The sequence below is a fragment of the Schleiferilactobacillus shenzhenensis LY-73 genome, from assembly GCF_000469325.1.
Lineage (GTDB): Bacteria > Bacillota > Bacilli > Lactobacillales > Lactobacillaceae > Schleiferilactobacillus > Schleiferilactobacillus shenzhenensis.
This window is the reverse complement of sequence record NZ_KI271584.1, coordinates 196,543-216,309: the sequence shown is the minus strand read 5'-3', so window position 1 is coordinate 216,309 and position 19,767 is coordinate 196,543. Positions and strand designations below refer to the sequence as shown.

Here is a 19,767-nt window from a genome sequence, read left to right as displayed (position 1 = left end):
TGACTTCACCTGCTTTCTTAATAAAACACCAGCGCCGCATGCTGTTGCGGCGTCTGAATCGTTTCTGCCCGAACACCGAATACCGCCTGGACGAGCGCCGGTTGGAGTACCGCCGCCGGGGGCCCGGCAGCCACCACGCGGCCGGCCTGTAAACAGTACACTTGGTCAGCAAACTGGAGCACCTGGTTGAGGTCGTGCAGAATGATGCCCACCGTTAAGCCCCGGCTCCGCTGCAGCTGCTGCAGCGTCTGCAGTAAGGCTAGCTGATAGTGAATATCCAAAAAGGTGGTCGGTTCGTCCAGGAAGATCACGGCTGGTTCCTGAGCCAGCGCCAAGGCCAGCCAGACACGCTGCTGCTGACCGCCGGAGAGGGCCGTATAGGACCGGCCGGCTAAATCCGCCAAGCCCGTCACCTGCAGTGCGTCCTGGACTGCGCGTTCGTCTTGGGGCGTCCACGCTTGCCATAGCCGGCGAAACGGGGTCCGCCCCAGCCGCACAATTTCCTGCACGGTCAGCAACGGCGCAGCGGTATGAGCCTGCTGTACTAAGGCGATGTGCTGGGCGCGCTGGGTAGCGGACCACTCGGACAAAGGGGCCGTAGCATAAGTGACAACTCCCTGAACAGGGGTCCAGGTACCGGTCAGGCAGTGCAGCAGCGTGCTTTTCCCCGATCCGTTCGGACCCACAAAGGCCGTCATCTGACCCTGAGGCAGCGCCACCGACACGTCGGCCAACGCCCACTGGGCGGCGCCGCTGAACCGGAAGTGCAAATGGTCCCCGCGCATCAATGCTACGGTCATGCGCGACTGCCCCCTTTCTGCCGTAATAAGAGAAACAGGAAGAACGGGCCGCCCAAAATCGCCATAATCGTCCCCACCGGCAGCTCCACCGGGGCCACGATGGTGCGGGCGATGGTGTCGCCGCAGGAGACCACCAAGGCCCCCACCAGAATCGTGAATGGCACCAGGACGCGATGATTCCCGCCGACGAGCAGCCGCGCGATATGGGGCACAATCAGGCCGACAAAACTGATCAAACCGACTTGGGCGACGGTCACTGCCGCCAGGTATACGCCGGCAGCCGCGATGACGAGACGGTAAAAGCGTACCGGAACACCCAGACTGGCCGCTGCGGTATCGTTTAAGCTGAGCACGTTTAATTTACCAAGGAGTAGGACAATCAGCAAGTAAGCGGGCACACTATAAGCAAATACTAACCCGATCTGGCCCCAGGTCTTGCCGCTGAGGTCGCCGTTCAGCCACAGGACTACGCCCTGCAGTCGGTCGCTGAACAGTGTCGTCAATACGGATTGACCGCCGCTGATGACGGTATTGACGGCGACCCCGGCGAGAATCAGCACGATTGGTGCCAGCTGCTGCCGCCAGGAGAAAGCCAAAATAAGCAAAAAGGCGGCCATGCCGCCGCCAAACGCCGCCAGCGGTATTACCGCCGCGGCCGCTGGAAACAGCAGCATGACCACCGTGGCGCCAAAGGCCGCGCCGGCACTGATGCCCATAATACCCGGATCGGCCAGCGGGTTCTTCAAGACGGTTTGCAGCAGCAGCCCCGCCAGTGCGAGATTCACGCCCGTCACGAGCGACAAGACTACCCGGGGCAGACGAATCTGCATGAAGACCAGGGCATGGGCCGTCTTTTGCCCGCCGAGCAAGGCCAGCAGTTCTGACCAGTGAATGGGGACGCTGCCCAGCCGTATACTGAGGACCAGCACGGCACCCAGCAATACAATTAACCCGGCCGCCAGCCTCCACCGGCGGCGCGCAGAATCAATCATCACCATGCAGCAGCAGATCCTTCAACTTAGTCAGTGTCTGGGCGACATGAATGTTGCCGGTAACAGGATACGTATCGTCATCCAGGGCGTAGACCTGCTTCTTTTGGTGGGCCGTCGTAGCGGTCCACAGCGGTTTCGCCATTTCTGTCTTAAAGGCGCCAGCGGCCACTTCCTTATGACCATGGGCCAGCGTCAGAATATAATCTGGATTTTTGGCCACCACAGATTCCATGCTCACCGGCATATAGGGCGTCGGCGCGTGGACCAGTTCGTCCGCAATGTTATGCACCCCCAACTGGCTTAACAGACTGCCTAAGTAGGAGTTCTTTGTTGCCACCATGAAACTTTCGCCAGTTCCAAAGAGGACGACGACTTTCTTCCCCTTCAGTGCGGCGGCCCCCTTAATCGCTTGGGCTTCTTGCTTCTGGATGCGGGTGACGATCTTCGCCGCCTGAGCTTTGCGGCCGAATAAGGTGCCCAGCTGCTGAATGTTCGCGACGACTTTGCTGGCACTCATGTTATCGAGGTACGTTGTTTTGATACTTTGTGCGGCCAGAGACTGTTTCGTCTGACTAGCCATGGCCGCATCCCCCAAGAAGAGATCCGGCTTTAAGCTGATTACTTTCTCCATATTGATGTGTCGGGGCTGCCCGATCGTTGGCAGTTTCTTCATGGTATTCGGAACGTTGTCCTCTTGGGGCACCCCCACCACAGGGACATCTAGCACCTGCAAATATTGGGCGATCGTGCCGGTGCTGACCACGACCCGCTGATACTTCGTCGGCTCGCTGGATTTGACCATCGCCGACTGCTTACTGCGGCTCACATGCACCGCGCTGTCTTGACTCTTTTGCCCCGTGCAGGCAGAAAGGCCTAGTACCGCGGACGCTGTGATGATGCCCCAGGCCCATTTTCTCATTCTGCCTCCTCCTGGGCCTTGACCTGCGCCGCCACATACCGCTGGTGGGCCTTGTTCCACTTGTCCTGCTTGATCAGCTGCAGAGCCCGCGCCTTCGTTTTCTTATTCGGACTCTTCAACCGCCGGTGGGCGCTGGCCATGTCTGTCTTTTCTGTCATTTTAACGACCTCCAATTTTTTGCGTTCGCGCCCCATGATACTGGCAGAAACACCACAATGAATGCACGTATGGGCATGTGCGCAGGTGTGCATATATAATTCGACGCTGAACCCAGTTTTTCGGCACAGCCGAGCTGCTCTGTTTCATGTGAAATAGCAGGTCACTTCGCCGACCAAATAAAAAAGGCGGCCTGCTCATGCTGGCCGCCGTCAGCATTAACACACCGCACTCCTTAACTCGTCACTTAATCACATCACTGATCAGGTCTGGTCCGCTGGCCAGTTTGATCGTTGTTCGCTGTAAACTGCTGTGCAGTACCGCCGCAATGGCAGCGGCCACATCGGCCCGGGGAATCGCTGCGGTCCCTGCGGGCGTTAAGGTGACCTTGCCCGTACCCGCATCGTTGGTCAGCGCGCCGGGTTGCACAATGACATAATTTAACTGTGTATTCCGCTTCAGCCACTCGTCGGCATAATACTTAGCAATGTAATAATCGTACAGCGCTGCCGGCCATTGGCCCGGTTGTTCCGCGTTCAGTGCGCTGAGCATCACGAAGCGCTGCACACCGGCCTGCTCCGCCGCCCGTTCCGCCTTGATGGCACCGTCCAGATCCACCCGCAGCAAGGCCTTGCCCCGAGAACCAGCGGCAAAGGCCACCGCGTCCTGGCCGGTGAACAGACTGGCCATCTGACCAATCGTGTCATCCAGATCCAACTTGGTGCTGATCAGCCGCGGGGCTGCGGCCGGCGCTTGCGTGGCTGGATCGCGGTAGCCGCCGGTAACGGTATCCCCTTGCGCTAATAAAGACTGCACTAACTGCTGCCCAACTTGGCCATGGGCTCCGATAACAAAGACTTTCATTTCTATACACGTTCCTTTCCTGGACCTAACCCTGGGTAACCGTTTTGGGCGTGGTCACTTCAGCGATCCACGCATCCAGCTGGCTGATATCGTAGATCTTTTCAATTTTCTGCAGCAGCTGATCCAGGGTCACCGACGTCAGCGCGCTGCGCAGCTTTTCTTCCACGGTGTCCATCACTTCAGAAATGACACATTCCTGTTCGTTGCCATTATCCTTGCCCTCAACGAAGTCATTGATCAGATACTGGCTGTTGAAGATGCTGCCCTTCCCTTCGATGGCGCCGAACACTTGGTACATGTTAATTTGACTCAGCGGGCGTGCACTGGAGAAGCCGCCATTCTTACCAGGTGCAGAATCTACCAAGTGCTCCCGGACCAAGGCCTTGATAATTTTCTTCAGGTACGATTGTGACACCCCGAGGCGGGCGCTGATGGTCATGGAATTCAGTGTTTTACCTTGGGGCAGGCGAGAGAGCAGCAGGATCACGTAGACCGCCTGTTCCATGCCAGATGAAATTTTCAATTGACAGGCATCCTTTCGCGTTCTATATTGAGAAGCATCGGCAATTGGGGATAAAAAGTATCTCCAATTGGCCAATTTCCCTTTCTCTCCTAGCCAACGGACGCGTCTGCCAGGAATTAGGGATAACGATTGTCGCTTATATGGTCATAGTCTACGCCGGCCGCTGCCTTCTGTACATATCAAGCCGCATTTAGGAAAGAGTGACACTCATGACAACAGCACCCTCCGCAAAGAAAACCAGCTCCCCTTGGCTGCTCGCGATCCTCTCCTGCGGCTTCATCATGGCCGTCCTGGATACCACCGGGGTCGTTCTCGCCGTTCCCGAAATCAAGAAATTCCTGGTCGTTTCCATGGGCAGTTCTATCTGGATCATCAACGCCTATATCTTGTCCCTGAGTACCCTGCTGCTGCTCGCCGGGAATCTCGCTAATAAATACGGGGCCCGGCGCATGCTGGTCACCGGCATGGTCCTCTTCATCCTCGCCTCCTTGGGCTGTGCCTTCGCCGGCAGTATCACCCTACTCATTGCTCTGCGATTCATCCAAGGAATTGGGGCCGCCCTCTTCATGCCCTCATCCATGGTGATCCTCTATGCCGCTTATGCCCCCTCCGGCCAGCTGCCCAAGATGCTTGGTATCTGGACTGCCATCATTTCTGTGGCCACCGGCACTGGCTCTTTCATCGGCGGCACGCTGCTCCAACTCTTTGTCTGGCGCAGTGTCTTTCTCATCAATATTCCCTTGGGCTTGCTGACAATTACTTATATCCTGCGGCAGGTCCCGGTGGACAAGAAAGACGCGACCGTGAAAATCGATCTGCTCAGCAACCTGCTGTTAGTTTGCACGCTGGCCAGCGGCGTCATCTTCTTGGTCGAAGGTAACCAGTTCGGTTACGGGCGCTGGCGCATCCTTATTTTCCTGGGCCTCACCATCCTCTTCGGCGGCCTTTTCGCTCTGCGGCTGGTCCACAGTCAGGCCCCAATTATCCCCAAGGTGCTGCTGGGCAAGCCGGAATTCACGGCAATGAACTTGGTCGGGCTTCTGACGAACGTCTCACTGTACGGCATCGTGCTCGTCTTAGGCTTATACTACCAGATGGCGCTGCACCTCTCCGCCATGACCGCCGGCCTGCTGATCCTGCCCGGGATGACCGTGCTGATCTTCGGCAACATGGTCTACGCGAAGTTTTCTGACCGCATCGCGCCGGCCCGGCTGGCGGCAGGGGCGGCTCTGGTCACCCTCCTCGGGGCCGGCAGTATGCTCTTGCTGGCCTATTTGTTGGCGCCGCTGCCGCTCTGGGCAATCATCCTCAACTTCGCCGTCATGAGCAGCGGTATCGGCGTTGTCGTACCGGCCAGCACCACCCTGCTGATGGCCGCCGCCGGCAAGACCCACGCCAGTGTCGCCGGCGCCGCCCTCAACGCCAACAAGCAGATTGGCGGCCTCTTCGGCACCGCCATCATGGGCATCGTCATTGCCAACGGCGGTACGAATTGGGCGGGCATCATGCAATGGACCTTTCTCATTAACGTCGTGCTTTATCTGCTGGCGATGGTGCTGATTGGTCGGTTAGCGGGAAGAAAAGTGCCGGCAGCTGCCCCGACTGACGATCCAGATTGAGGTCCGCAGAAATAAGGCCGCAAACTTTTCTCACATTCGCCGTGTATACTGAAAGCATTGCAAACAAGGAGGCAATACGCTTATGAAATATCGACAACTCGGCCGCCAGGGCCTGCGGGTCAGTGAAATCGCGCTGGGCAGCTGGATGACCGATGTCAGCGACCAGGCCAAACAGGACTTGGCCGCGCAAACCATTCGGCTGGCCTACGAAAACGGCGTCAACTACTTCGACTGTGCCGACGTGTACAGCAACGGGGCGGCAGAACGTTTCTTGGGGAACGTGATTCAAGAGTTCCCGCGTAAAGAACTGGTCCTTTCCAGCAAGGTTTTCTTCCCGACCGGCAAAGGTCCCAACGATCGGGGGCTCTCCCGCAAGCACATCATGGAGTCTATCGACGCTACGCTGAAGAACATGCAAACGGATTACCTCGACTTGTACTTCACCCACCGCTTCGACCCGGAGACACCGCTGGCCGAGACGCTGCAAGCGTTGAGCGACCTGGTCGACCAAGGCAAGATCCTGTACTACGGCGTGAGTGAATGGACGCCAGTGCAGATTCTGAAGGCGCAACTGATCATTCAAGAACGGGGCCTGCACCCCATTGCTGTGCTGCAGCCGGAATACAATATGTTTGACCGCTACATCGAACAGGAATCAATGGATGTGTGCGGTGAGCTGGGGATCGGTATCGTGCCCTTCTCCCCGCTGGCCCAAGGATTGCTGACTGGTAAATACCGCAAAGACCAGCCCGTCCCCGCCGGTTCCCGGGCCACGACGCACCCCCGATTGATGGCGGATGAACTGACTGCTGCCAACCTGGACAAGGTAGAAGCCTTGATCAAAATGGCGGATGCATTGGGCACCGACTTGGCCACCTTCGCATTAGCCTGGGCGTTGCGGGACCCCCGCATCTCCAGCCTGATCACCGGTGCCAGCAAGCCGGCGCAGTTACAGAATAACCTGAAGGCGATTGACTTGGAGATCCCAAAGGAATACTACCCGCAGGTTGACAAGCTGTTTGGGTTTGAGAAGTTTGTGCGGGAGATTTAGACTGAGACCCTATCAGACTTATCAAAGAGACATTGATCACTCGTATTTGCGTTTTACGAACGTACAACCGTTAACCAACAAGAAATGAGGTGATTATCCACCATTCACATGCGGGTAATCACCTCATTTCTTCTGTAAGTCATCTATTATGGCCGTTTTTTCTTTGTATGCGCTTTTCTGCATCCCGGTATACTCGCAAATCCTTGCGCTAGCCGACCGCCACAATGTCAATAATGGTAATTCCTTGGGACGACTGACCAAATACAATACGCAACCCTGTTTTTTTGCTTTTGAGCTTGCGAAAACCTGCTAATGGTCCATGCAGCTCTTGTCCAGCGTTCATTTCAAGTTGACGGAGTCGAATGAGTACCTTATCAACGAACACCCGTTGTGACCCTTTCAATTTTTCGAATTCTGCTTGGGCTTCGGGATAAAAGCTGACTTGATAATTGTCCATAGAGAAACTATTCCCAGCCATCATCAGGATCAATGGTATCGCCAATAGGATGGCCAATGACCTTTTCGGCAGGAATCCGCTCACCTGAGTCATTCTTGATATTCTCGATGGCTTGCCGTTCCACTTCTAAGTCCAACAGTCTCTCTTGATCAGCAACTAACGCGGCATACTGTTCCGGGGTGAGCGTCACGCTAATAGCCTTACCCCGATTCAGGACGTAAACACCAATTCCCATGTCCGCAGCCATCTTAGCCACTTTGGCCGGATCTTTCTTTAACTCGGTTATGCTCACTGTGGGGACGTCTAAAACTTTCATATCCTCATCTCTTCCGATTGTAAATAATACAGAGAACACTCTTTTAAGTCAATAAAGGGCCTTTTTAAAAACTTATTGGGACCGCAATTTGATTTACATACACCTAATTAGGCAGCGCGTTATAATACCGCATCCAACCAGCCCCTGAATTCACACGCCAAATGATATTGGTGCTGCCGGATCATGGTATTCGGCACCAGTGCCGGAAACTCTACCAGTGCCCGAAAGTGCAAACCAGCGGCTTCTTTTTTAATTTGATGGCGCACACCGCCGATAATCGTCCCGTCGGCCAGGCGGGCGGTCCCGGCAGCCTGCACGTGGAACCCCTTGCTTAGTTGCGACTGTAAGCCTTCCTCATCCCCATAGTGCGCAAAGAAATGGGTGGGTAATGGCGATCCGCCTGTGATCTCAAAAACTTCTTGGACGTTCTTGGCAGTCTCTTGTAGGACGAAGTGGTCAGGGTTGGTGGCTAAATTGATTTTTCGATGCGCCGCCGTGTTGATTAACATAATGTCGTTGATAGCTGTCATCACCTCTGTGGGCGTGCGCTCTGACTGAGGGATAATAATATCCGTCACACTGAACCTGCGTTGTCGTGAAAACAAGGCAGCCATGTGGGAAGCAGCATTGCCCAAAGTATATTTGGGGAGTAACAGCTGGCGAAATGTATCCGGGCTTTGAGCCGCCTTCATTGCAGCCATTTCCTGCCGGGCACCTGCCACATCATGCCGGGCTAACAATTGAGGGAACTCATAGGAAAAATGGAATCCTTTTTTGGTCAAAAACCGATACTCATGGTCAATGCGATTAATTTCCCAAACATCGATCCGTTCTTTGCTGACCTGTTGCCCATCAATCACAAAAATCATTGGTGTCATGGCTGCACGCTCTTTTCTGTTAATTCATCTTGGTACGTCGTGATACTTTGGGAGATTTGCTCAAGAATGGTGCGGAGGGTGGCCAACTGTTCGTCAGTGAAGTCTGTCAGATCGTCTTGGACAGCCGCATACAAATCACGATGCAGGGCGAGGTGTGCGTGATAGAGTGTTCTGCCTTGGCTGGTCAACACGAGACGCTTGGTTTTCTGATCATCCGCCCGGTTGACAGCTTGCAATAGACCCTGCTGTTGCAAATTCCTCACTTGTTGCGAAATTGCGCCTTTGGTTACCCCCAGCTTCATCGCCAGTTCAGTCATGTTGGCTTGGGGAAAGCGACCCACGATGTCAATAAGATGGAGTGCGCTGGTGCTCACTTTTACCGTTGGCGTAATCGCCACCGGCCTTTTTTGAATCTGAGTGAGTTGATTGTTCACTTTTAGGAATGCGTCAAGCAGATCAGCAAATGTTGTTGTCACAGGTGAACCTCCTTGTCTGGACATCAATTATAGTATAGTACTAAACAATATTGTGCAAGCAATCTGCCCGACCTCCGGAAAATTCCGAATCAAAAGTATCCCCACCATAATTGGCGAGGATTCAGGGTTGCCCTAAAACGTCATTTGGGAAACTGATTGCAGATACTTCTGCCGCTTTTCCTTAGTGGCGCTTGTAATCCCACCCAGATTCGACCACCGCACATGATGGATACCCAGCTGCTTCAACGTCGCGTCGATAAACACTTTTTTGATGGCGTTGCCGCAGAAGAACCGCAGGTAAAATGTCGGCGATGTGGACGTCGTCAGCACGTAGCCTTTCTTAATGTTAGTCAACGTGCCCTGAACACCTCGCTTCGTCACGACGTGGGTCAGTCCTGGTCCTTCCTTCATCACTTTATCAACGAATCCCTTGAGCATTCCAGGAATATCGTTCCACCAAATCGGGGTTACGATAATCAAGGCCTCTAATCGACACTCGGCTGCAAATGCTTCTGATGCAGATACAACCCACCGAGCAAGATAATTGCCGAAGCCGCCACGGCTAGAATAAACATGTTCTGATAAGCTTGCTGAGCCACCGTGTAGAAGTTAGCCAGCAATTGGCTTCTATGCGCACCAGCAGCCATTCCCTGGATGCTGCGGTAGAAACTCTCAATGGAGGCCGTCCCGCCGGCCACGGCTAGCTTGCTGAAGCCGCTCTGGATCAACGTGGCATAAATCGTCGGGGCCACCGTCAACCCAATCTGGCGGCTGACGGAGAGCGTCCCCAGTGCCACCCCATTGTCTTTCTTGCTGGCAATTTCGGACATCAAGACAGAGAACGGTGCCCCCATCAGCATCCCAAAACCAATGCCGGCGATGGTGGATGCAATGATGAACCACAGCGTAGTGGGACTGAGGAAGGCGACGAGGCCGAAGCCAATCGTCGACAGGGTCCCCGATACGATGATCGACTTGGTCGCGCCCAGCTTACTCACCAGCATGCCGCCGACTGCGGCACCAACAATGGAACCCAACCCGATGCCGCTCATCCAGACGCCGCTGTTGTTCGCAGAAATGCCGTAGCGCTGCTCAACGAAACTAGGAATGAACACGAACACAGCAATCAGCGCACCGGACAGCAGGCCCATGAGCAGCGTGAGCAGGAAGCCGTTACTCTTGATCAGCTGGTAAGGCAAGAAAGGATCCACGTTGTCCCGTACGCCTTTCTCCACCCGCATAAAGCTGAAGAATAGAATCGCCCCCAACACCAGCAAGCCCCAAACCTGCGGCGTCAGCAGACTCGCCAGCAACGCGTCACTGCACAGATTGGTGATGGCCAGCATGAGGCTGAAGATACCCAGCGTCAGCAGTACCAGCCCCTTGTAGTCCAAGGCCTTGATGACGCTTGCCTTGGTCTCTGGAATGGCGAAGAAGCCGGCAATCACGATGAAGATGGCGATTGGCAGGTTGATCAGGAAGAGCCAGTGCCATTGGCCGGTGAGGTTCAGGATCAGACTGCCCAGATTAGGCCCCACGACCGACGCGATGCCGTTCACCGCGCCCAGCGCACCCAACAGCGCACCTTGCTGCGACTTAGGATATGTCGCCAGAATGTGGCTAGAGGCAATAATGAAGATCCCGCCGCCACCGATGGACTGCACGAGGCGCGCTGCCAGGAAGAAAATGAAATTCGGGCTCAGTGCGACCAGCAGAGAGCCGAAGGCGAAAATGGCAATCTCAATCAGGAAGAGCTTGCGGCGGCCGAACTTATCCGCCAACTTGCCGATGATTGGCGTCGCGATGGCCATGCCCAGCGTATACAAGGTAATGCCCCACGTGCCTTGGACTTCGTTGACGTGGAAAGAGTAATTGATCGTCGACAGTGCACTGGAGATGATACCGTTGTCCAGGGCGGACATGAAGACCCCAATAATGAAGATGATGAGCGCAAAGGTACTGTTTTTCTTGGTCATGGTGGTGACCCCCGGTTTCTCTTGGCTTGAAATAAGTGACACCGTGTCACTTAATTGGAAATAGTATACTGCAATGGTGACACCGTGTCAACATTTCCAAAAAATATTTAAAAATCCCCCGACGACAGCGTTTGTGCGGTGTCACCGGGGGATTAATAAAATGATGTTAGCTACCTGCCCATCACTGACAATCAGCAATTACGTTTCTGGCACTCTCGCCGAAACTGAAGCGGCGTTTGTCCATAGACGGTGCGAAATGCCGCGATGAAATAAGAAGTCGTGGGTATCCCCACCAGTACGCCAATCTGAGCAACGGTCAAGTCCGTTGCTGTCAGCAATGCCTTGGCCCGTGTCAGTCGAATCGTTTTGAGCCGCTGCAATGGCGTTGCACCGGTGGCTGCTTGATAAACGTGGCGGAGATACGACGCGGAACCGTGGGCCAGGCTGGCGAGCTCATTCAAGGTCAGCGGTTCCTGGGAGTGCGTCGCTAAAAGCGTATCGATCTCGGCCACCCAGGTGGCGTTACTGACGGGCTGGGCCAGTGGTCGGCATCGTTTGCACGGTCGATAACCCGCGGCCAGAGCAGCATGCGGATCAGCGTACACAGTGACGTTCTCCCGCTTGGGTAAGCGGGACGGACAGGATGGTCGGCAAAAAATCATTGTGCTTTGCACCGCATACCAAAATTGGCCATCAGCGGCGGTGTCGTTAGTGGTGATAGCCGCCCATTGCGCATCCGTTGGTACTCCGCCGACGCTCATCAAATACGGTCATGTGCGAGCCGTTCGGGATCGTGCCCTTCCAGGGTCAGCAACGCAATCTTCCGGTTGATCCCGCCAGCATAACCAGTGAGCGACCCGTCCCTGCCCACCACCCGGTGGCAGGGAATGATAATTGAAATGGGATTATGACCGACGGCACCGCCCACAGCCCGAGCAGCGGCGGCCGAAGCCCCGGGTAGGCGATCAGCAATCTCTTGATAGGTAATCGTCGCACCGTAGGGCACCGTTTCAAGGACAGCCAGAACCCGCTGACGGAAGGCGGTGACTACCGGGTGCAGCGGCACCTGCCGCGGATCTGGTCGTTCACCCGCAAAATACTGGCCCAGCCAGGCCGTCGCAGCGCGTAATGGCGTACTTTCCCGCACCGGCACTGAACTGAGGTCATACCCGGCGCCGAAATGCTGCTGGTCGGCAAACCACAGTCCCAGTATCGCGTCAGCATCACTGAGCAGCGTTAACGGCCCCAGTGGCGACGGATATACTTGCTGCGCAAATTCCATTGGTCACGCCCTCTTTCTCAATTCAACGAAAATGTCCCAGAAAACCCGACTGCCCGTGATTCATCTTTATCGTAGCCCCATTCTAGCACGCCCAGCAGGAGGAAAATATCACGATCTGGCTTTCTCATCCCACACTGTCCTGACCATTGACCCGGGGGCCAGCCCCCATGTTACGATTAAACAATCAAGAAAGAAGATGGCTTCAATGAACACGCACGCCTTCGCCGCTGCCATGCACACCACCCGCGATACCCTCCGTTACTACGAAGAAACCGGGCTGCTCGTCCCGCAGCGGGCCGCCAACCACTACTGGCTTTACTCAGCAGCCGACCAAGCCACGTTCAAAATCATTACCAACCTCAAGAAAGCCCACTTATCCCTCGCTGAAATCAAAACGGTCCTGGCGTTGCGCACTCAACCCGTAACGGCCGACTGCCGCGCGGACACGCTCGCCCTCATGTCGACTAAACAAGCCGAGTTTGCCCATACCGCGGCCTACTACAGCCAACTCGCTGCCTTGGCCCAAACCATGGTCACGGCTGTCACAACGCCGGCCAGCGCCCCCGCACTGGATACACTCATCGAGAAGCTGGCAACCATCGATGATTAAAGACATCAATACCGTCATCCGTTTTCTGGTCGAACTCGGCACGGTCATTCTGCTTATTGCCAGCGGCTGGCGCGGCGGTTTACTCAGCAAACTGCTGCTTGGCCTACTTTTCCCACTTTTACTTATGGTATTCTGGAGTCATTACATGGCACCTATGGCACCAGCACGCCTCACAGAGGGGTATCGCGGGCTGGTAGAGATCATCATCTTTGGGAGCACCGCAGTCATCATCGGCCGGGCGTTCAATTGGCCCGCCGGGGTGGTCTACGCCGCTATTGCCGGGATCAACGCCGTGCTCGACCACTGGCTGTAACTGCACCTGGACCAGATAGTACCTTTGGGGGGATACTGTTGGAAATTCGACCGTACAGAAATACTGATGACGTGCCCATCGTGCGCCTCTTTCAAGATACCGTGCACCTATCGACCACACCGGACTACACACCGGTCCAGCAAGACGCCTGGGCACCGGTCGCCATTGACCCGGCCCAGTGGTGCGCGCCGCTGGCGAACGATGACACACTTGTCGCCGTCGTCAACGATGAAATCGTCGGCTTCGCCAACATGACCGCCACGGGTTATTTAGACCGGCTCTATGTGCACTTTGCCCACCAGCGCGAGGGGATTGCTACGCAACTGGTGGGCCAGCTGGAGGACGACGCCCGCCGCGCCGGTGTCCGCACTGTCACCGTTGCTGCTTCACTGACCGCAGAGCCTTTCTTCCATCACCAGGGGTACCATGTATTGCACCGGAACACGGTACTGCGCCACGGTGTTGCGCTCCGCAATGCAACCATGGCGAAGGTGCTGGGTACACAACGCTGCCCCGATCGGAAGGACAGGTAAGAAATGCCCCAAACAGGTCATTGGTTCCATGATACCCTGCAGAAAAACAAGCAGCTGTACAGCAAGGTCTATGCCTGCTGGCCGAATTACGATGCACCAACCCACCGGAAGAATAAATGGCGGTTCATCGATACCCTGCTTTTCGACGGCATCATGTTCGTCTTCGCGGTGTGGCTGGGCCTCATGGCGTTACACATTCGTTCGTGGATCCTGGTGGTCTTGCTCTGGCCGCTGGCGTTTATGCTCGGCGCATACATCAAATGGAATGTCGAAGACTACCGCGCCTATATCAAAAAATGGATACAAGCCGGACGTCCACAGAAAGAACCAGCGCCGCATGACGATCACCGATCGGAGCCGCCGCAACCGCCAATTCGGTATCACTTTTGATGAGGCTGGTATTGCCGCAGGAGAGTGCTGTAGTCAGCCAGCAGTGCATGCCGATACCGCTTTTCACCATGTCCCTGCCGCACCTGGCGCCATAATAGGGCCGCCGCTTTTAGCTTGCTCTGGTATTGCGCTGTCGCTGGATCGGCACAGAAATCCCGGACAAAGTGGTTCCACTCATAGGTGCCTTCCTCAGCATTATTGGCGAGGAAGGCTTTTTTGGCGGCCGGCTCTTGCGTTTGCTGGTAGACCGTCACCAAGTCCCGCACAGTTAATCTCTGAGACGGGTCGGCCAGTGCCTGCCGTTTCACGATGGCCATGGGTTTGGTATACGCAAACCGACGGATGTGAAAATAGGCCGCAAAAAATTCCCGAGCAGCCGCGTTGAACCGAAACCCGGAGCCGGCGATGGGCGTGTCTAACGTAATCTCAAACGCCGTCAAGGCCTGGGCACGGCCGCGTGACGCAGTCGGTGTTGGTGTTGGTGCCATGTTGCTTGCTGTCCCCAGCATGGCGCCCCGCAATCGGGCATTCAACTCTGCCTTGGTTCCGATTGCCGGCAAGTGATGGGCACGGCAAAGCGCAGCCAATTCCGTCTTGTAGTGGTACTGGCTAAAGAACTTCACCACTTCCTGTTTACTCTGACCATTAATTAATTGTTTTCGATTCATGTGAGCCACCGCCCAATCCTTGCTTCATACTCCCCCATCAGCTGCTCTTGTTCCACAAACTTGCCAAACGTCGCAATGGCCGTCATTTCTTCTCGGAAAACCGGGTACCGGACCGTCAGCGGCTTCGTCCGCCGGGAATCCTGGCGGCCGTAAAATGTCAGCCAGCGGGTGACGTCGGCGGGAGTCTGGAGAGCAGCGACTGCCGCCGCGCTAGTCCGCTGCAGGAGGCCGGCGAAGGTATCAGCCATGCGGATGCCGGCGCTGTCGATATCGCCCAAGTACGCATACTGCATACCGCGCCCCTCCAGGCGCTGAATTAGCTGTACATAGGTCGCATTGAAGTCGTTGCCCGACTGGAGGATCAGCGGCCAGTCCGGATGGTCTTGGTGTAAGAGCGCAAAGACGCCGTTATTCTCGATGACCACTGCGCGGTCAGCCGCCAGCGGATAATCCAGCATGGCTGGAACCTGCCAGGGATTCAGCGTGAGCGGCTGGGGCAGGTCGGTCTGGAAAATGTTAGCGGCGGTGAAGGCCATCCCAATCAGCCGGGCGGTCAGTTCGTTCAGCTGGCCGGCCGGGAAGCAGTGGGTCAAGACCCAGCGATAGTAGTCAAACAGCGCCGGGTCAGCGGTGCGGTCGTTGAGCGCGTGCGCGGTCAACCCCAGAGCGACGGCTTGCTGGGCCCTGGGCGGCAGCTGGCGGCCGGCTGCAATCTGGTCGAAAAGCGGGTCCAGTACGGCAGCGTTAGCCGGCGGGGTATGGCGGCCGACAGCAGCGTAGGCATCGGTGTAGCGGCTCATGCGGTCGCGCCGGCTGCCCACGTCATATTCTTCTCCACCCGATTGAGGTGGAACCGGCCGTCACCCTGCTCAGGGGCCCCGACCACTTCCCACACAATATTGTCCACACCGTCGGCCAGCAGCTTATTTTGGCCGCCGCTGGGCATGGTGGCGATGAAGCTGAAGCCGAAGTTGACGATGGTCTTGGCGAAGGCCTTGGCCGTCTCCGGGTCTAGCTTATCAGCGAATTCGTCGAACATCACCAAGTGCGGCGCATCCGCCGCCTTGGCCCGCTGCAGCACCATCTTCGGGACCAGCAGCAGGGGCAGGACCATCGCCTGGGCCTTTTCTGCCCCCGACCCGCCGGACTGCACGAACTTGTCGTCCACCAATTCGAAGTCGTCCGCAGCACTGTCCCGCCGGCGAATATAGACGTTGAAGTCGGACCATTGGCGGGTATCCAGCAGGCGGTTGGCCTCCGTTAAGAAAGCCGCCTCGTCATCGGCCACTTCGGTATTGTTCGCCAGCTGGTTCAGCCGCTGGTTGATCAGCCCGGCCAGGTGCGGCCGCTGATCTAACTCGGGGTCGCAGGCTTCGTCGATGACGGCCGGCTTAACCCCTTCGGCGGGACTGAGGGCGACCTTCAGCTTGATATGCTGGTGGGCGGCACCGGCGGCCAGGATCTGGTTATATTCCGTGATCACGGCGTACTGGGCACTGATCCGCTGGACCGCGGCCACCAGATAGGTGTGCAGCGCCACCGCGTTGCCCGTCTTGCTCTGGTTCAAGGCCTTCGTGACGGCCGCATGGTCGGCAGTGAGGATCGCCAAGGCGCCGTTCAAATCAAAGGCCACCACGGTCAGGCCGTTCCGGGCGATGGACCGCTGCTGGCGCATGGCACTGGCAATGTCCGGGTGATCGCGCTCAGCAAAGAGTACGTCCACCGCACTGCGGTCCTCGCCGTTGCCGTCGTGGTGGTGAATGGCCCGGCCAATTTGGCCCCCCAAATCAGCGTAACTGTGCCCGCGAATGTCGCTGCGGCGGCTGCGGATGTAAGCTTGTAACGCTTCAATATCGGGTAAGGTCACGTCCTCGGGAAAATACGGGGCGAGCGTCGTCACCTTGCTCATAATATCGGCGCCCAGCGTCTTGAGCTGGGCGGTATAGCGTTTAATATCAGCTTGCCGGGACTCGATCCGGCCGGTGCGCACGTCCCGTTCATAGGTGAATTGCTGGATTTGATCCCTGAGTTTGGCTTCTTTCTCCTGGGCCGCCGCCAGCCGCTGGGGCAGGCTGGTGTCGATCACCAAGGCCGCTCGAGCCGCCTGCAGGTCCTCGATTTGCTGGCGCTCGGCGGCCGCGTCGAAGTCGGCCGGCAGAGTCTGCTGCCAAGCAGCGATTTGACCCTGCAGCTTATCCTGCCGCTGCTGTAACGTCTCTTTCTCCCGGGTGATCTTCGTCAGCCGCACCACCGCCGGGGTGATCTGCTGGCTGATTTTCTGCAATTGCGGCAGCAGCGCGCCCTCGGTCAGAAACACCTTGAGGTCCGGCGTCTGGGTGAGCAGTGCCGCTTGCTTGGCCCGCAACGGGGCGAACTCGCTGCTCATCTGGCTGGCCCCGCCCTCGTGGATGGCCTGGTTGTCGGCCTGCAAATCTTCCCGCGCCCGGCCGCTGGCGAAGCCCTGGACATGGCGGTCGATCGACTGGCCCATCTGGTCCTGCATGGTGTGGGTAATGGCCACATCCCGGCTCAAGTGGTCGAGCAGGGTATCATAATGATCGTATTCGGCCTTGGCCGCCACCATCTGGCGCAGATAACGGGCCAAGCCGTCCCGAATATCGGCCCACGCACCCCGCTCCATCACCCGGGCCAGGCCCGGCAGCCGGCTGGACCGGGCCATGAGCTGGACTTTCCGGGGCGTCAGTTCGGTGTCAATCAATTGCGCTGCCTGTGTCTCTTGCGCCGTAATGGCGGTCGCTAAGTCGGCCGCCTGGGCTTGGGCGGCCTGAATATCGGCGAGGATCTTGAGTAACCGGCTCAGGTTGTCTTGGGCGGCCTTGATTTGATCCGCATACTGGCGCCGTCGTTCGATTACAGTCCCCTGGTCCGCGTTAGCCTGCTGGAGCTCTTTCACTGCACCACTGGCCTCGTTTTTCGCTGCAGTCAAAGTGGTCAGCTGCGTTTCGTACTGCCGTTTCTCTTGCTCGGCCTGGGTCTTTTCTTCCTTCGCCTGTTCATTCGCGGTATACGCCTGGTTGTATGGCCGCAGCTGGGTGGCCTCCAGATAATTCAGATTGGCTAAGAAAATGGCGTTCTTCATCCGCCGCAAGCGGCGTTGAGCGTCGTCAATGCGCCGCAGCAGCCCATGGTACTGATTCACGTCCCGCTGACTGTTCGCCACCGCCGCGATGACCATCGGATCGATCCCCTCTTGGGCGTTCTTCAGCGCCCCCTTGATGGGAGAAAACTTCTCGTTGCCCGAAGTCAGGGTCGGCGACGCCAACAGCCGGTAGTCGTTCGCCAGCAGACCCAGCGTCTTGCCGTCGCTGAAGCCGTAAATATGGGTCGCCACGTAATCCCGGTAGGCCACCGCGGTGGTGAACACCTGCAGCTGGTCGCCCAGCGCGGCGTTTGCTTCCTGGAAGGCTTTCTCCTCTAGGCACTGACCCGCATCATCGGTGGTCACGACGGTGAGTGGGGCCCCCGTCACGTCTTCACTGATCACAACGAACCACCACGTATGCTGGCGGGTCTCGCCGCTGACCCGGCGAGCGCCCAACCCGAGGATCACCTGGCGCCTGACCGAGCGGAACAGGACATAGCTGTAGCCAGTGCGCACCTTCAGCGCCCCCGGCCCCCAGCCCAGCAGCATACTGTCGAAGGTCCGCGTGTCCCGCTGACTGTTGCGGGCCGTGGCACTCTGGGAGACCTTGTCGGTACTCTTCGCCGGGTTGAACGATGGCGTAGCGATGGACCCGTCCACCAGCATGGGGAAGAAACAGTTGGCCAGCGTTGTCTTGCCCACGGCGTTCTCGCCGATGAGCGTCATGTTGCCGTTGGCCGCGGCAGGCAGGTCCAGCGTCTTGTACTTGTTGAAGTGGCGCAGGTGATAGCTCACCGGCACGAGTTGCGGATTCAGGGTCATGATTTGTCTTCTCCTTGCTGCACAGTGAAACGAGCGACCAGTGGTGTCGGTACGGCATAGCCGTCGCGGAATTCGATCAACCCGGTGTCCCGCAAGGCTTGCTTGACCACACTGGGCGGGACAGCGTTCGTCGGATACAGCCGGTGGGCTGCCGCTTTGATTTTTTGCGTCAGCCCGCTGTCCTGGACGCCGGTCCCCAATTCGTGGGCCACCGCCAGAGCGACCAGGTAAGGCATGGCGACGCTGGGAGTGTGCTGCGTATCCAATAACAGGGCGTACCCATTACCCACTTCCAGGTTGAACCGCCCGCTTTGGGCCCAGAGGTCGGCAATGGCTGTCTTGTTCGCCGCAAGCAGCGGCCACACCGCCGGATCGCTTGCTGGGCTGAGAAAGGTCTGGGTCAGCAGCACCCGGTTCACGCGCTGAACCGCCGTCAACGCCTCGTTGCGCCGGGCATGGTCCAAATAATTGACCACGTTTTGGGCAAAGACGTTAAAGTCCGGACTGACTTCCCAGTACTCGGCCACTTCTGCCGGTGTATCGGTGGGCGTACTGGCTAATTGGTCGGGCGTGAAGAGGCCGAACCGGTCCACAAACAAGCGGGTGATGAGGCGGCGGATTTCTTTCTCATCCACTTCTGCCACGACACTGTGCACTTGGCGCACCACAGTCTGAGCGGCCACTGCGCGATCGCCGGACCCAGCCTGCAATTCCGGCGCGTTAATGATCGCCTTCAGGGTCGCTAGCAAAACGTGGACGGCTACTGGCCGCAAGTAATCTGTGCCCACGAGCAGCAGCAGGTTCTCCTGGAAATTCTCCGGCGCCAGGCCCAGCAAAGTCTTGCAGTAATTAATGACTCGCTGCTGGCCGGAGGGCGTCTGCAGAGACGTGATCGCCGCCCGGTTGGCGCGGGTAATGCCAGGCTGGTAAGAACTGGTGAAGACACTGCGGTCGAACAGTGCATTGATGATGAAGCGGTCGTTCTCGGTCAGTTTCGCCATCGCGGTGCAGACCTCCTT

The 19,767-nt window shown here is 57.2% G+C and carries 22 protein-coding genes and 2 pseudogenes; 6 read left to right on the top strand and 18 right to left on the bottom strand.

The genetic code is table 11. The annotated features are described in order from the left end of the window. Positions 1-17: 17 nt before the first annotated feature. From L248_RS04535 to L248_RS04510, 6 genes and pseudogenes are all read right to left on the bottom strand, one after another. Positions 18-800 carry an ABC transporter ATP-binding protein gene (locus tag L248_RS04535; protein ID WP_051999859.1) on the bottom strand — a complete coding sequence of 261 codons (783 nt, stop codon included), beginning with the start codon at positions 798-800 and terminating at the stop codon, positions 18-20. Continuing rightward, complete coding sequence (locus L248_RS04530) at positions 797-1,798, bottom strand: FecCD family ABC transporter permease (RefSeq protein WP_051999858.1); 1,002 nt, start codon at positions 1,796-1,798, stop codon at positions 797-799. Before L248_RS04530 ends, L248_RS04535 begins: the two co-directional genes overlap by 4 nt. Continuing rightward, entirely contained in the window at positions 1,785-2,711 is a 927-nt protein-coding gene (locus tag L248_RS04525; protein ID WP_022528909.1) for an ABC transporter substrate-binding protein, read from the bottom strand. Before L248_RS04525 ends, L248_RS04530 begins: the two co-directional genes overlap by 14 nt. A gap of 50 nt (positions 2,712-2,761) precedes the next feature. Then, positions 2,762-2,869 (bottom strand): annotated as a pseudogene (locus tag L248_RS16025) (putative metal homeostasis protein); the annotation flags it as partial. Positions 2,870-3,110: 241 nt separating this feature from the next. Continuing rightward, entirely contained in the window at positions 3,111-3,731 is a 621-nt protein-coding gene (locus L248_RS04515) for an NAD(P)H-binding protein (protein ID WP_022528907.1), read from the bottom strand. 25 nt (positions 3,732-3,756) lie between these two features. Further along, a complete protein-coding gene (locus L248_RS04510) occupies positions 3,757-4,254 on the bottom strand; it encodes an RrF2 family transcriptional regulator (RefSeq protein ID WP_040534803.1) in 498 nt (165 codons plus the stop codon). Between the two features lie 209 nt (positions 4,255-4,463). Between L248_RS04510 and L248_RS04505 the strand changes: the two genes are divergently transcribed. Continuing rightward, positions 4,464-5,873 (top strand): MFS transporter, encoded by a 1,410-nt coding sequence (locus L248_RS04505; RefSeq protein WP_022528905.1) that lies wholly within the window; start codon positions 4,464-4,466, stop codon positions 5,871-5,873. 82 nt (positions 5,874-5,955) lie between these two features. Further along, complete coding sequence (locus tag L248_RS04500) at positions 5,956-6,924, top strand: aldo/keto reductase family protein (protein WP_022528904.1); 969 nt, start codon at positions 5,956-5,958, stop codon at positions 6,922-6,924. A gap of 208 nt (positions 6,925-7,132) precedes the next feature. Here the strand turns inward: L248_RS04500 and L248_RS04495 are convergent, their stop codons facing one another. From L248_RS04495 to L248_RS04460, 8 genes and pseudogenes are all read right to left on the bottom strand, one after another. After that, positions 7,133-7,381 carry a type II toxin-antitoxin system RelE family toxin gene (locus L248_RS04495; protein WP_022528903.1) on the bottom strand — a complete coding sequence of 83 codons (249 nt, stop codon included), beginning with the start codon at positions 7,379-7,381 and terminating at the stop codon, positions 7,133-7,135. A 7-nt stretch (positions 7,382-7,388) separates the two neighbouring features. Further along, complete coding sequence (locus L248_RS04490) at positions 7,389-7,697, bottom strand: type II toxin-antitoxin system Phd/YefM family antitoxin (RefSeq protein WP_022528902.1); 309 nt, start codon at positions 7,695-7,697, stop codon at positions 7,389-7,391. A gap of 119 nt (positions 7,698-7,816) precedes the next feature. Further along, entirely contained in the window at positions 7,817-8,575 is a 759-nt protein-coding gene (locus L248_RS04485) for a hypothetical protein (RefSeq protein WP_022528901.1), read from the bottom strand. Then, positions 8,572-9,051 (bottom strand): MarR family winged helix-turn-helix transcriptional regulator, encoded by a 480-nt coding sequence (locus L248_RS04480; protein WP_022528900.1) that lies wholly within the window; start codon positions 9,049-9,051, stop codon positions 8,572-8,574. The genes L248_RS04485 and L248_RS04480 overlap by 4 nt, the downstream gene beginning before the upstream one ends. A 132-nt stretch (positions 9,052-9,183) precedes the next feature. Next, a pseudogene (locus L248_RS04475) lies at positions 9,184-9,543 on the bottom strand (NAD(P)H-dependent oxidoreductase); the annotation flags it as partial. Then, positions 9,537-11,027 (bottom strand): MFS transporter, encoded by a 1,491-nt coding sequence (locus L248_RS04470; protein WP_040534802.1) that lies wholly within the window; start codon positions 11,025-11,027, stop codon positions 9,537-9,539. The pseudogene L248_RS04475 and the gene L248_RS04470, both read right to left, overlap by 7 nt. Positions 11,028-11,218: 191 nt before the next feature. Further along, positions 11,219-11,788: a bifunctional transcriptional activator/DNA repair enzyme AdaA gene (locus tag L248_RS04465; RefSeq protein ID WP_022528897.1), complete on the bottom strand. Its 570-nt coding sequence runs from the start codon at positions 11,786-11,788 to the stop codon at positions 11,219-11,221. Next, a complete protein-coding gene (locus L248_RS04460; protein WP_022528896.1) occupies positions 11,788-12,309 on the bottom strand; it encodes a methylated-DNA--[protein]-cysteine S-methyltransferase in 522 nt (173 codons plus the stop codon). Before L248_RS04460 ends, L248_RS04465 begins: the two co-directional genes overlap by 1 nt. Before the next feature lie 205 nt (positions 12,310-12,514). Between L248_RS04460 and L248_RS04455 the strand changes: the two genes are divergently transcribed. From L248_RS04455 to L248_RS04440, 4 genes are read left to right on the top strand one after another with little or no spacing between them, the layout of a single operon-like run. Beyond that, positions 12,515-12,919 (top strand): MerR family transcriptional regulator, encoded by a 405-nt coding sequence (locus tag L248_RS04455; protein WP_051999857.1) that lies wholly within the window; start codon positions 12,515-12,517, stop codon positions 12,917-12,919. After that, positions 12,912-13,232, top strand: a complete 321-nt coding sequence (locus L248_RS04450) for a DUF2568 domain-containing protein (RefSeq protein WP_022528894.1) — start codon at positions 12,912-12,914, stop codon at positions 13,230-13,232. The genes L248_RS04455 and L248_RS04450 overlap by 8 nt, the downstream gene beginning before the upstream one ends. A gap of 38 nt (positions 13,233-13,270) precedes the next feature. Further along, positions 13,271-13,765: a GNAT family N-acetyltransferase gene (locus tag L248_RS04445; protein WP_040534801.1), complete on the top strand. Its 495-nt coding sequence runs from the start codon at positions 13,271-13,273 to the stop codon at positions 13,763-13,765. 3 nt (positions 13,766-13,768) lie between these two features. After that, entirely contained in the window at positions 13,769-14,155 is a 387-nt protein-coding gene (locus L248_RS04440) for a hypothetical protein (protein WP_022528892.1), read from the top strand. On the opposite strand, the gene L248_RS04435 is transcribed toward L248_RS04440, so the two are convergent. From L248_RS04435 to L248_RS04420, 4 genes are read right to left on the bottom strand one after another with little or no spacing between them, the layout of a single operon-like run. Continuing rightward, entirely contained in the window at positions 14,146-14,823 is a 678-nt protein-coding gene (locus L248_RS04435) for an SAP domain-containing protein (protein ID WP_022528891.1), read from the bottom strand. The genes L248_RS04440 and L248_RS04435 overlap by 10 nt on opposite strands. Then, positions 14,820-15,623, bottom strand: coding sequence for a DUF2399 domain-containing protein (locus L248_RS04430; RefSeq protein ID WP_022528890.1), 804 nt, complete (start codon positions 15,621-15,623; stop codon positions 14,820-14,822). Before L248_RS04430 ends, L248_RS04435 begins: the two co-directional genes overlap by 4 nt. After that, positions 15,620-18,748 (bottom strand): SbcC/MukB-like Walker B domain-containing protein, encoded by a 3,129-nt coding sequence (locus L248_RS04425; protein ID WP_022528889.1) that lies wholly within the window; start codon positions 18,746-18,748, stop codon positions 15,620-15,622. The genes L248_RS04430 and L248_RS04425 overlap by 4 nt, the downstream gene beginning before the upstream one ends. Beyond that, complete coding sequence (locus L248_RS04420) at positions 18,745-19,749, bottom strand: hypothetical protein (RefSeq protein WP_022528888.1); 1,005 nt, start codon at positions 19,747-19,749, stop codon at positions 18,745-18,747. The genes L248_RS04425 and L248_RS04420 overlap by 4 nt, the downstream gene beginning before the upstream one ends. Positions 19,750-19,767 lie beyond the last annotated feature (18 nt).

Coding starts and splice junctions, on each gene's coding strand:
- L248_RS04455 (WP_051999857.1), top strand. CDS start 12,515: ATGAACACGCACGCCTTCGCCGCTGCCATGCACACCACCCGCGATACC.
- L248_RS04420 (WP_022528888.1), bottom strand. CDS start 19,749: ATGGCGAAACTGACCGAGAACGACCGCTTCATCATCAATGCACTGTTC.
- L248_RS04500 (WP_022528904.1), top strand. CDS start 5,956: ATGAAATATCGACAACTCGGCCGCCAGGGCCTGCGGGTCAGTGAAATC.
- L248_RS04440 (WP_022528892.1), top strand. CDS start 13,769: ATGCCCCAAACAGGTCATTGGTTCCATGATACCCTGCAGAAAAACAAG.
- L248_RS04515 (WP_022528907.1), bottom strand. CDS start 3,731: ATGAAAGTCTTTGTTATCGGAGCCCATGGCCAAGTTGGGCAGCAGTTA.
- L248_RS04525 (WP_022528909.1), bottom strand. CDS start 2,711: ATGAGAAAATGGGCCTGGGGCATCATCACAGCGTCCGCGGTACTAGGC.
- L248_RS04460 (WP_022528896.1), bottom strand. CDS start 12,309: ATGGAATTTGCGCAGCAAGTATATCCGTCGCCACTGGGGCCGTTAACG.
- L248_RS04495 (WP_022528903.1), bottom strand. CDS start 7,381: ATGGACAATTATCAAGTCAGCTTTTATCCCGAAGCCCAAGCAGAATTC.
- L248_RS04435 (WP_022528891.1), bottom strand. CDS start 14,823: ATGAATCGAAAACAATTAATTAATGGTCAGAGTAAACAGGAAGTGGTG.
- L248_RS04490 (WP_022528902.1), bottom strand. CDS start 7,697: ATGAAAGTTTTAGACGTCCCCACAGTGAGCATAACCGAGTTAAAGAAA.
- L248_RS04505 (WP_022528905.1), top strand. CDS start 4,464: ATGACAACAGCACCCTCCGCAAAGAAAACCAGCTCCCCTTGGCTGCTC.
- L248_RS04485 (WP_022528901.1), bottom strand. CDS start 8,575: ATGACACCAATGATTTTTGTGATTGATGGGCAACAGGTCAGCAAAGAA.
- L248_RS04430 (WP_022528890.1), bottom strand. CDS start 15,623: ATGAGCCGCTACACCGATGCCTACGCTGCTGTCGGCCGCCATACCCCG.
- L248_RS04530 (WP_051999858.1), bottom strand. CDS start 1,798: ATGGTGATGATTGATTCTGCGCGCCGCCGGTGGAGGCTGGCGGCCGGG.
- L248_RS04450 (WP_022528894.1), top strand. CDS start 12,912: ATGATTAAAGACATCAATACCGTCATCCGTTTTCTGGTCGAACTCGGC.
- L248_RS04465 (WP_022528897.1), bottom strand. CDS start 11,788: ATGAGCGTCGGCGGAGTACCAACGGATGCGCAATGGGCGGCTATCACC.
- L248_RS04425 (WP_022528889.1), bottom strand. CDS start 18,748: ATGACCCTGAATCCGCAACTCGTGCCGGTGAGCTATCACCTGCGCCAC.
- L248_RS04535 (WP_051999859.1), bottom strand. CDS start 800: ATGACCGTAGCATTGATGCGCGGGGACCATTTGCACTTCCGGTTCAGC.
- L248_RS04470 (WP_040534802.1), bottom strand. CDS start 11,027: ATGACCAAGAAAAACAGTACCTTTGCGCTCATCATCTTCATTATTGGG.